Genomic DNA, 11,214 nt, shown 5'->3' with positions numbered 1-11,214 from the left:
CAAAAAGCCACAGTTGCAGTTCAGGTATAACCTGAGCTTTAGCTGTGGCTTTTTTTTCTTACATTAAAGCTACTTCACTAATAATAAATCTAATCGTTGCTGCAATTCTAGATTTGCAGGGTCCTTTAGAAGGGCCAGAAGTAACGCTTGAATTTGGTCCATCTCTTTAAAAGGTTCATTTTGTACATATTTGTCATGTATTCTGGTTTCCAAGGTATATCCATAATCGAACCCTAATGTTGAATACGTCGAAAGGGCAGCAATTTTACTCGCTTGCTCTACAGCAAGAATGCTTGGTGTTGAGGTTCGTTCTAATTCCACTCTGAGACCGTCGAGTTCTGATGTAAGATTCAGGTCTAGCCTATCCATAAATCTGTTATGGCTTACGTTGTTATTGAATTGAAATAAATTTAGTGTCAATAATACTGCGGCGATAATCAATAATAATATCTTGATGTTTTTGTTTTTCATTGCTCTCCTACCATTGGATACTTGCATGTCCTGGCACAGTATCAAATTTACTTTCTGGGCTAACCCTTACACTGCCTCCTCCAGGAAAAGAAACAGAAGGTGCAACAGATAATGCCGACTCGGCATGTGCATATAAAGAATATGCATCTGCGACAGTTAAAGTACTGACGTTTGGTTGGAAGGTGAATTTCATATATCCAGCATGGTATAGACTATTACTGGTTTTAGTTAGACTCATATTATATGAGATACCGATTGAAGCATCAGTATTCGGATGAGTGTAATCAATCTGATCTGTTACAATATTACCTGAATCTGTATAAAAAGTATACTTGTATAAGGCAGATGAGCTTCCGGGAACAACGCTGGAATTTGCATTTAGTCCAAGAGCCAAGGCATCCGTACCTCTAAAAAACGGTGAAGTGAGCCATTCGAACCTTGCGGATGCTCCTCCAGTATTTGTCGTATATTTGGAAATCGAAGTTTCAAGCTTTAGCCAACTTGTTGTAGTTGTTACAGTTCCGAAGGGAGTAATATCTGATGAGTAATTATTTTGAAGTGCTACTGCTCTTTCGGCTTCTTCCTTAGAAGTTTCTGTGACAGTCTTAGTATAGTTTTGTGGTTCAAGATTAGATTGTATCGATAACAAATCTGATTTGGGAACATACTCAATTTTATAGTATTTTTCATCGTAAGAAGCTGACTCTAAATTTGGGATATTAGAAAAATAATCCAATAAGTCTTTGGAGGAAAGATCATCTACAAAATTTTTGGAAATATGATACTTCTCATGAACTGCCTGTTTCATTTGAGTATCGGGTATAGAAACATTTTCATCAGCAAAAGCGACTACAGGAACACTGGTAACCAATAAAATAGACAATGATAAACTACATAAATTCTGTTTTAATCTCATATTACTAATACATCTCCTTTTAGGGAAAATTTTCTAATCTAAGATAATATTAACTCAATCTTATCTTATTGAACCAAATTATTGAAAAAATAAGTACAACTTACAATTTCGAATCTCAGTCCGCGCCTTCGCTTCCGGCCACGTTCACTTATAGAACGTTAGCTCGGGGCATTTTTTTAAATTATAGAGTGAAGTATTAATTGTGTGAAATAGACAGGGGATTAAGTATCGTATCGATTTATGAAATCAAATAATTTCACTTGATTTTATTTTCAGTAAATTCATGTTTGTTTTCAGTGTTTTCAACAATGTATCCGCTTTATTAGGGTTATAAATCTCTAATTTTCACCTGATTTTAGGTCGAATTTATAGGGTACTGCAATCGCTTACAGAGATTTAGAATATAGACATAGAGAGGAGGGGCTTTATGAAAGCGGACACAGTAACTTCTCAAATCCCGCCGGATACCCGAACACGCAACAAAAAGCCTGCTTCAGGAGGACGGTTTTGGAGAAGCTTTAAGAATCAAAAGTACTTATGGATGATGTCGATACCTTTTGTGATCTGGGCATTCGTCTTCAGTTATCTCCCATTATGGGGCTGGACGATGGCTTTTCAAAAGTACAAGCCCGCACGTGGCTTTTTTGAACAAGAATGGGTAGGTTTTGAACACTTTAAGACACTGTTCAGTGACTCGCAATTCCTTCTGGCACTGCGTAATACGCTAGCGATGAGTGGAATGGGCTTGGTCGCAGGCCTTATCTTTCCGATAACGTTTGCAATATTGCTCAATGAAGTGCGTCTCGGCTTCTTTAAACGATTTGCTCAAACAGTCTCGTATTTGCCCCACTTTGTATCATGGGTGGTTGCGGCAGGGATTGTAACTAAAATGTTATCTGGTGAAAATGGTATTGTAAACGATATCTTGTTAGGAATAGGATTCATAGACGCACCTATCCAGTTTATGGCCCAGGGCCATCTCTTCTGGGGAATCGTTACCTTATCGGATATTTGGAAAGAGACCGGATGGAATGCCATCATCTACCTTGCAGCTATCGCAGGTATTGGGCCTGAATTGTACGAAGCGGCCCGGGTAGACGGTGCCAGCAGGCTTCGTCAAGTATGGCATATTACACTTCCGGGTATTCGCCCAACAATTACTGTACTACTTATTATGTCGATTGGTAATTTGCTCAATATCGGCTTTGAGAAGCAATTCTTGCTCGGAAACAACCTCGTTACCGACTATTCTCAAGTGCTAGACCTGTATTCACTGAAATACGGACTGGGCATGGCGAGATATTCCTACGGTACAGCGATCAATATATTCAACTCAGTGATCAGTGTAATTCTACTGTTTACGATTAATGGAATCTTTAAACGCACAACAAAAGAGAGCCTTCTGTAATACAGAGGGCCCTTCAACCCAATCGTGGCAGCAAATTGCCCTTTTCATGAAAGGAGAGCATTACCGTGGGAGAATCAGCTATCACCAGAAAGTCATGGTCAGACCGGATCTTTGATTTCTTTGTATATTTTGTAATACTGTTCGTGGTTGTAGTCACGATTTATCCGTTTTTGAACGTGCTTGCCATCTCACTGAATGATTCAGTGGATAGTGTACGCGGTGGAGTGACCATCTATCCCCGCCAGTTTACTTGGGACAATTACTTGAAAATTTTCACCTTCTCGGGATTAATCACCGGGTTTAAAATATCCGCTTTGCGGACAGTTGTCGGTACTTTATTCGGACTGATCAGTGCCTCGATGCTGGCGTTTACGATCAGCCGCCCTGACTTTGCAGGCCGTAAATTCGTTTCCACATTCTTGGCAATGACCATGTATATCTCTGGAGGAATGATTCCTATATACATGCTGATCAAGGATCTGCATATGATGAACAGCTTTGCAGTTTATGTCCTACCTGGATTGGTCAGTGCTTTTAACGTTTTTGTTATTCGTTCCTTTATCGACGGCTTGCCATATGCACTGCAGGAATCGGCGAAGCTGGATGGAGCCAATGACTTTACCATCTACTTCCGGGTCATTTTGCCACTGATGAAACCAGCGTTAGCAACAATTGCGCTGTTCCTAGCAGTAGGTCAATGGAATGCTTGGTTGGATACGTATCTGTACAATGGTTCGAGCCCTAACTTGACCACATTACAATTCGAACTGATGAAGGTTCTACAGACCACAACCAGTGGTAACGGAGGCGACTACCGCTCCAACATTGCTTCGCTGGCTTCCAATCAGGTCTCACCGGAGTCGCTCAAAATGGCGATTACGATTGTCGTAACCGTACCGATCCTGTTGGTTTATCCGTTCATTCAGAAGTATTTTGTTAAAGGTATGACACTTGGTGCTGTGAAGAGCTAATCACAGTTCAACGGGGGAGCTTAGTCTCCCCTATGCTTAAAACCTGTTGTGTATCCGTTTTCTTTTGGCAAGCTGGGTAAAGTATTAACAGGTCTTCACCTGTGATACGATAGATAAACAATTTTAAGGAGGGTTTATTTAATGGGAAGTAATAGAAAGATAAAAGCCAAAGCTACGGCATTAACGCTCACTTCTATTATGCTGCTCGGTGTGCTTGCAGGCTGCGGTGGTAACAATGGCAACAATGGTAATGCTGCAGCTGGAAATACAGGCGGCAACGCAACTAATGCTGGAAATGCGACCAATGCGGCTGAGGATATTTCCCCGCTCACGATGACCTTCTTCAGTGCAGACCCTAACCCGAACTGGACAGGTATGCAAGATGAAGTTGGTAAAGTGCTTACGGAAAAAACGGGAGTAACCCTAAATGCTGAATATGCAGTTGGTGATCCTCAACAAAAAGTAGCCTTGATCGCAGCGAGTGGTGAATATCCGGATTTGATCAGTGCTAAGACTGATGTCAGCAAGCTGGTGGATGCAGGCGCAATGCTTGATCTAACAGATCTGATTGAAAAATATGCTCCGAATATCAAAAAAGTATTGGGCGAAGAAGGCATGAAACGTTCACGTTACAGTGACGATGATCATGCGATTTATGCCATCCCTACCTATGCAGGTGTGGACAACAAATATTTTGATGCTGGTGGCGGATTTGAACTACAGCACCGTGCTGTTAAAGAAGCTGGATATCCTGCAATCAAAACTGTTCAAGATTATGAGAACGTAATCAAGGCTTACCTGGAGAAACATCCTACGGATGAAAATGGTAACAAAAACATCGGCCTGACTCTGAATGCAGACGATTGGTACATGTACATTACAGTAACTAACCCAGCATTTATTACTACTGGTTCTCCTGACGATGGTGAATATGCGATTGATATCGACACCCAAGAAGTAACTTATCACTTCCGTCGTCCGGCTGAAAAAGAATATTTCCGCTGGCTCAACCACATGAACGATATTGGATTGCTTGATCCAGAAAGTTTCGTTCAAAAGTATGATCAGTACAAAGCTAAAATCGCTACCGGCCGCGTTATTGGTTTGATTGACCAAGACTGGGGTTATGGCGATGGAGAAAGAGCATTGAAAGCTGAAGGCAAGCTGGATCAAGGCTATGGACACTATCCTGTAACCTTGTCTGAGGAGTACAAAGAAACCTCCTTCTGGCCTACAGGCTTCATGGGTGGTAACGGAATCGGGATCAGCGTAGATGCTAAAGATCCAGTTCGTGCGATTAAATTCCTGGACTATCTAGCTTCCGATGAAGGTCAAGTATTGGTTAACTGGGGTATTGAAGGCAAACACTACAATGTTGTGGATGGCAAACGCGTCATTCCTGAAGATGTGAACGACCGTAAATATAATGACACTACCAACTTCCAAAAAGAAACTGGTTTGGGTAATGTCGGATCAAACTACGCATTGCTGAGCGCTCACTATGGCGACGGTGTATTGGATCCATCTGGTAACTACTACACAACTCGTTTCCCTGAGCAAGTAACTGTAGGTTACAATGCGGTTGAAAAAGAAACACTTGCTGCTTACAAAGCAACAACTTGGAAAGACCTCTTCCCAAGTGAAGATGAGTTCAAAGTTAAACCTTGGGGCGCGGCATGGAACATCACGATTCCTGGGGATAGCGAAATTGTCGTTCTTGACAACAAGCTGAAGGATATCAGTTGGAAACGGATCCCAGAAGCAATCTTGTCTAAACCAGCTGATTTCGATAAAGTTTGGGATGCTTACATGGCTGAGCTTGATAAAGCTGGGGTAACGAAAGCTGAAGATTTGCGTGAAGAGCTGGTTAAACAACGCGTGAAACTTTGGAATGATTAATTATTAAATTTCGTCTAATCCAATAAAAGCATGAAGATGGCGGGAAGTCCGAACGAAAGTCCGGGCCTCCCGCTGATTGCTTTTCACCGGTAATAACAGGACAGGAGGAATATACATGAGAGAGAGCAAGAACTCCGGACGGCATGAGTTATGGTACAAGCAGCCGGCGGCTGTATGGGAAGAGGCGCTGCCCGTAGGTAACGGCAGGCTGGGCGGTATGGTCTTTGGTGGAATCGAAGAAGAACGGATTCAATTAAATGAAGATACTCTATGGTCAGGTTTTCCGCGGGATAAAGCCAACTATGAGGCACTGCGGCATTTGGCTCCAGCTAAACAGCTAGTTGCAGAGGGGAAATACAAGGAAGCAGAAGCACTGGTGGACGCCAAAATGTTAGGCAGCCGGACGGAATCCTATCAACCGCTTGGAGATTTGCGATTGAAGTTTAATCTTGCTGGTCCTGTAGAGGATTACCGGAGAGAGCTTGATCTGGATCAGGCGTTGGCTAAGGTATCCTATACTGCCGGCGGTGTAAGGATCGTTCGTGAGGTATTGGCCAGCAGACCGGATGGAATTATAGCTCTTCATATCCGTGCGGAGGGGGGAGAGGGCCAAGCTACTCTGCCAGATTTCTGGGCAGATCTGGCAGCACCACATCCTTTCAACTCGGAGATTACTCCGGATGGCATGCTGATTATGACTGGCCGTGCTCCGTCGCATGTGGCTGATAACTACGTAGGGGATCACCCGCGTGCCGTATTATATGAAGAGGGGCTTGGCATAAGTTTTGCTGCGGTTATGGAGATCCAAACGGAAGGTGGCACTTGTGCAGTGGAGAACGGCTCGCTGTCGATTTCTGGCGCGCACTCCATTACCCTTCGTCTGGCTGCGGCAACCGATTATGCCGGGTATGACCGGATGCCGGGAAGCGGTGGCAAGCTGCCAGCGGAGTTATGCCTAGTGCAGTTAGCTTCAGCCTCTAAAGAATACGCAGAGCTTAAGCAGCGCCACTTAGAGGATCATCAATCCTTGTTCCACCGTGTGGAGTTGACGCTTGCATCTGCTGCTTCCCGCGGAGAGCTTCCGACTGATGAGCGCCTGGCACAATACCGCGAAGGTCAGACAGATCCTGAACTGGAAGCACTGCTGTTCCAGTATGGCCGCTACCTGATGATTGCTGGCTCACGGCCGGGGACACAAGCCCTGAATCTGCAGGGCATTTGGAATCCCTATATTCAGCCACCATGGAACAGCAATTATACGACAAATATCAACACCGAAATGAATTATTGGCCGGCCGAATTATGCGGATTGGGCGAATGCCATGAACCTTTAATAGATTTTATCACGGAGCTTAGCGTGGCTGGCAGCCGTACAGCGAATATTCATTATGGCGCACGGGGCTGGACAGTACACCATAATACCGATTTGTGGCGGATGACTTCTCCATCAGACGGTAAGGCGATGTGGGCTTTTTGGCCGATGGGCGGGGTATGGCTCTCTCGCCATCTATGGGAGCGTTACGCTTTCCGTCCAGATGAGGACTATTTACGCACAGCTTATCCCATATTAAAGGGAGCCGCATTGTTTTGTCTGGATTGGCTAGTAGAACTGCCTGATGGAAGATGGACGACAGGTCTGTCTACCTCACCAGAGAATGTATTTCTGACTGCTGACGGCACACCATGCAGTGTCTCGGCTGGCTCAGCTATGGATTTATCGCTTATCGGTGAGTTGTTCAAGCACTGCATTCAGGCTGCTGACATTTTAAATACCGATGTAGAGCTGCGTCAGGAGCTTATGCAGAAACAGAAGCAGCTTGCCCGCCAGGGGATCGCACCGGACGGAACTGTCCGCGAATGGAATGAGGATTTTGCTGAACAAGAGCCTGGGCATCGTCATGTTTCTCATTTGTATGACTTGTACCCTGGGAACGTAATTAGCCCTTTCTCCACACCAGAGCTAGCAGAGGCGGCAGCCTTAACACTGAAGAAACGCATAGAACACGGAGGTGGCCATACAGGCTGGAGCGCAGCATGGTTGCTTAATCTTTATGCGCGTCTGAAGGATGGCGAGAGTGCGGTTAGCTGTCTACGTCGCATTTTGCAAGATTCCAGTTTGCCGAACCTGTTCGGCAATCATCCTCCGTTTCAGATTGATGGAAACTTCGGCACTACAGCCGGAATAGCAGAAATGCTTTTGCAGAGTCATCAGGAGGGTCTGGAACTATTACCTGCTCTTCCTGAGGAATGGTCTGAAGGCAGCGTGAAAGGGTTGGTGGCACGTGGTGGCTTTGTCACGACTATAGAGTGGAGCGGGGGCTGTTTAACAAGGGCAGAGGTTACCTCGACTCATGGCCGATCCTGTAGAATTGTTCAACACCAGTCTTTGCTCATTCAAAAACCGGATGGTTCACAGATTGAAGGAGCGGGGCTGGAATTTGAAACAGTAATCGGAGAGACCTATTTCATTACCCCCCTAAAGAAATAATTCATATTGATCTGGCTTACAGACTGTTCTCAGAGTAGAATTATTCTACAGAGAACAGTCTTTTTTTGCCCAAGTCTTCATTATCTATTAAATGGAGGGTTTTGAATAAGTCTGTAGGAGCCGGAGGATCAGAAAAATGATGTGGAAAAAACGCTTCACGTTGGCAAAAGTCATTCTTGGAGGAGTGATTATTTGCGCAGCCATTCCCCCGACATTGTATTGGACCTGGGGGCATGCTTATGCGGCCACGACTTCACCGACTGTTCGTTCTGTAAGTGAAATTGCCCAGAAGCTAACCGGTGCGATGAATAATCGTAGAGAAACTATCACTTTTACTTATGAGGGGAAAACCTCGAATTTAAAAACACAGATACAAACGGGTATAGATCAAGCGATGAATAGCGATCCTTATTTGTATTACATCATAGACAGCTACGGATATACTTATCGAGGGAGCAAAAGCTCAGTAAAGGTTACGGTAGAAGTGAAATACTTGGAAACGCTGGAACAGACCGCTTTTGTGAACAAAGAAGTAAAGGCAACGCTCAAGAAGATCATTACACCGGGCATGAATAATCATCAGAAGGTTAAGGCTATCCACGACTGGGTGGTGCTGCGTCTGAAGTATGATACCTCTTATCGTAAATATACGGCTTATGAAGGCCTGAAGAGTGGCAGTGCCGTTTGCCAGGGGTATTCGCTGTTGACTTATAAGCTGCTCAAGGAAGCGGGATTCAGTAATAAAATCGTTGAGGGCACTGCAAAACAGCCGGGAGGACGCAGCCAGTCTCATGCTTGGAATCTAGTGCTGCTCGAAGGGAGATGGTATCATCTCGACACAACTTGGGATGACCCGACACCTGATAAAGCCGGCGTGGTAAGCACTGCGTATTACTTGAAGACTGATGCACAAATGCGTCAGGACCATAGCTGGACGAAGTCTTATCCGGCAGCCTCGGTTGCCTATTATAAGACCTTGTCAGCACTTGCAGAGCGTGGAGGACAGAGCGCCGGGGTGTATAAGCAGCTTCAGAAGGACCTTAATTATGAGCTGTATGCCGAGGAGCGGATTGTACGTTCAGCAGCAGATTTAATTCAGCTGGCGAATAAGGCTGTCGCTTCAGGAGAGGGATCTTTATTATTCCGTTATCACGGTAGTGGAACCCAGCTGAAGAATGATTTACAGGAGTTATATAAACTTGGATTAGAGGAAGTGTCTTATTCTAGCACTTCTTTTGATAATACGGGTGATCTAAAAGTTTATGTGACTTGGGAATAGGCAAAGGGCTAAGTGAAATCAGGAGTTGAATATACTAGATTGATTTATATATAAAAAGGGATATCCCGCAGCCTTTCAGGCTTCTGGTTATCCCTTTTTTGAGGAGTCTATTTATTCTGGGTGAGTACTAAGATCGCATTTTTCTAAAGGAATAATATTACTCTTGCGGAAGAAGCGATAGCCGGCCCAAATCAAGACGAATAATGGCAGGCTGATATAGGAAACGGCGATACCGTACCAGTCGATGCTTCCACCTGAGAAGGCACCCATATTCTGGCCAAGGATGGCTACCGTACAAAGTACTAAGGCAAATATAGGCCCAAACGGGAACCATCTAGCCCGGTAAGGCAGCTCATCAAGGGAATGACCTTGAGCTATGAAGGCGCGTCTGAAACGATAATGGCAGACAGCGATGCCGAGCCAGTTAATAAATCCACACATACCGGAAGCATTAAGCAGCCAGTTGTATACAGCACCGTCACCAAAGAATGATGCTAAAAAGGCTAACATACCCACGGCTGTGGTCACGAGCAAAGCACCAACAGGAACACCGCGGCGATTAAGCTTGCCTAGAGCACGTGGAGCCATTCCGTCCTTAGCCATAGCGTACAGGACGCGGGTGGAGGCGTACATTCCCGAGTTCCCGGCTGACAATACGGAGCTGAGAATGACAGCATTCATGACGGAGGCGGCAATAGCAAGTCCTGCTTTATTAAATACGATTGTAAACGGACTGACTCCGATATCATCAATACCACCGCGCAGCAGATCTGGATTCGTGTAAGGAATCAGCATTCCGATTACTAGTATAGCGAGGATATAAAAGATTAATATGCGCCAGAATACTTGGCGAATAGCAATAGGTACGTTGCGGCGAGGGTTCTCACTCTCACCTGCTGCAACACCGATTAGCTCTGTGCCTTGGAAGGAAAATCCCGCAGCCATAAAGACACCGACGAAAGCGAAGAAGCCACCGTGGAACGAGCTGCCCCCGATCTGGAAATTGCTGAAGCCTACGGCTTTTCCGCCCATGATTCCGAAAATCATCAAAACTCCGACAATAAGGAAGGCGATAACAGTAATAATTTTGATAATGGCAAACCAATATTCTGATTCTCCGTATCCACGAGCAGACAGGAAATTAAGACCGAACATCAGCAGCAGGAACACGAGACTCCAGAGAAAGGAGGGACTGTCCGGGAACCAATATTTAATAATGACGGTGGCGGCAGACAATTCTGCTGCAATCGTAACCGCCCAGTTATACCAGAAGTTCCAGCCGATGGCGAACCCAAAAGCGGGGCTGACGAAACGTGTGCCGTAAGTGCTGAATGAGCCCGAATCCGGTAAATAGGTAGCGAGCTCTCCCAGACTGGTCATTAGGAAATAAACCATAACACCAACAGCCGTATAGGCTAGAAGTGCTCCACCGGGTCCGGCTGAAGCGATAGCGCCACCACTGGCCAGGAAGAGTCCGGTACCAATAGATCCTCCAAGCGCAATCATGGTCAAATGCCTTGCTTTAAATGATTTTTTTAGCTCAGGCGGGTTATTTACGTTGCCTTGTGCTAGATTTTGCTGCTTGCCCTGCATGATTTGACACTCCTTATGATCTAATCTTTCAATTCATGAACGGGGAGTGCTGAGCTGCTTCCTCCCGCAGAGCGGGAGAGTGTATTTGGTGGTCTCCATAAGGTTATGGATAAACACTAAATATACAAAATCTGTAAACGCAAAGAAACCGCAGACTATATCTGCGGTTTCCATCTATACAGCTCCGCA

General features: G+C 45.0%; 8 protein-coding genes. 5 read left to right on the top strand and 3 right to left on the bottom strand.

Annotation, left to right across the window (positions count from 1 at the left end):
- Positions 1 to 69: 69 nt before the first annotated feature.
- Positions 70 to 471, bottom strand: a complete 402-nt coding sequence (locus MKZ09_RS29315; protein ID WP_076206680.1) for a hypothetical protein — start codon at positions 469 to 471, stop codon at positions 70 to 72.
- A 7-nt stretch (positions 472 to 478) separates the two neighbouring features.
- Positions 479 to 1,387, bottom strand: a complete 909-nt coding sequence (locus MKZ09_RS29310; RefSeq protein ID WP_076206682.1) for a hypothetical protein — start codon at positions 1,385 to 1,387, stop codon at positions 479 to 481.
- Between the two features lie 427 nt (positions 1,388 to 1,814).
- Between MKZ09_RS29310 and MKZ09_RS29305 the strand changes: the two genes are divergently transcribed.
- The 5 genes from MKZ09_RS29305 (at position 1,815) to MKZ09_RS29285 (ending at position 9,432) form a co-directional block, all read left to right on the top strand.
- Positions 1,815 to 2,795, top strand: a complete 981-nt coding sequence (locus tag MKZ09_RS29305; RefSeq protein WP_036680239.1) for an ABC transporter permease — start codon at positions 1,815 to 1,817, stop codon at positions 2,793 to 2,795.
- A gap of 65 nt (positions 2,796 to 2,860) precedes the next feature.
- Complete coding sequence (locus MKZ09_RS29300; RefSeq protein ID WP_172628863.1) at positions 2,861 to 3,766, top strand: carbohydrate ABC transporter permease; 906 nt, start codon at positions 2,861 to 2,863, stop codon at positions 3,764 to 3,766.
- Between the two features lie 141 nt (positions 3,767 to 3,907).
- On the top strand, positions 3,908 to 5,665 hold the full coding sequence (locus MKZ09_RS29295) for an ABC transporter substrate-binding protein (RefSeq protein WP_081389079.1): 1,758 nt from the start codon (positions 3,908 to 3,910) through the stop codon (positions 5,663 to 5,665).
- Between the two features lie 115 nt (positions 5,666 to 5,780).
- On the top strand, positions 5,781 to 8,153 hold the full coding sequence (locus MKZ09_RS29290; protein ID WP_076206685.1) for a glycoside hydrolase family 95 protein: 2,373 nt from the start codon (positions 5,781 to 5,783) through the stop codon (positions 8,151 to 8,153).
- A 139-nt stretch (positions 8,154 to 8,292) separates the two neighbouring features.
- Positions 8,293 to 9,432 (top strand): transglutaminase domain-containing protein, encoded by a 1,140-nt coding sequence (locus MKZ09_RS29285; protein ID WP_076137092.1) that lies wholly within the window; start codon positions 8,293 to 8,295, stop codon positions 9,430 to 9,432.
- A 111-nt stretch (positions 9,433 to 9,543) separates the two neighbouring features.
- Here the strand turns inward: MKZ09_RS29285 and MKZ09_RS29280 are convergent, their stop codons facing one another.
- On the bottom strand, positions 9,544 to 11,025 hold the full coding sequence (locus tag MKZ09_RS29280) for an amino acid permease (RefSeq protein ID WP_076206687.1): 1,482 nt from the start codon (positions 11,023 to 11,025) through the stop codon (positions 9,544 to 9,546).
- Between the last annotated feature and the right edge of the window lie 189 nt (positions 11,026 to 11,214).

Source organism: Paenibacillus sp. FSL R5-0908 (genome assembly GCF_038006245.1).
Lineage (GTDB): Bacteria > Bacillota > Bacilli > Paenibacillales > Paenibacillaceae > Paenibacillus_AQ > Paenibacillus_AQ odorifer.
The sequence above is the reverse complement of the archived record's forward strand: the minus strand, read 5'-3'. Positions and strand labels throughout refer to the sequence as shown.

What these genes read in the sequence shown, in the direction of transcription:
- MKZ09_RS29315 (WP_076206680.1), bottom strand. Translation starts at nt 471, where the DNA reads ATGAAAAACAAAAACATCAAGATATTATTATTGATTATCGCCGCAGTA.
- MKZ09_RS29310 (WP_076206682.1), bottom strand. Translation starts at nt 1,387, where the DNA reads ATGAGATTAAAACAGAATTTATGTAGTTTATCATTGTCTATTTTATTG.
- MKZ09_RS29305 (WP_036680239.1), top strand. Translation starts at nt 1,815, where the DNA reads ATGAAAGCGGACACAGTAACTTCTCAAATCCCGCCGGATACCCGAACA.
- MKZ09_RS29295 (WP_081389079.1), top strand. Translation starts at nt 3,908, where the DNA reads ATGGGAAGTAATAGAAAGATAAAAGCCAAAGCTACGGCATTAACGCTC.
- MKZ09_RS29290 (WP_076206685.1), top strand. Translation starts at nt 5,781, where the DNA reads ATGAGAGAGAGCAAGAACTCCGGACGGCATGAGTTATGGTACAAGCAG.
- MKZ09_RS29285 (WP_076137092.1), top strand. Translation starts at nt 8,293, where the DNA reads ATGTGGAAAAAACGCTTCACGTTGGCAAAAGTCATTCTTGGAGGAGTG.
- MKZ09_RS29280 (WP_076206687.1), bottom strand. Translation starts at nt 11,025, where the DNA reads ATGCAGGGCAAGCAGCAAAATCTAGCACAAGGCAACGTAAATAACCCG.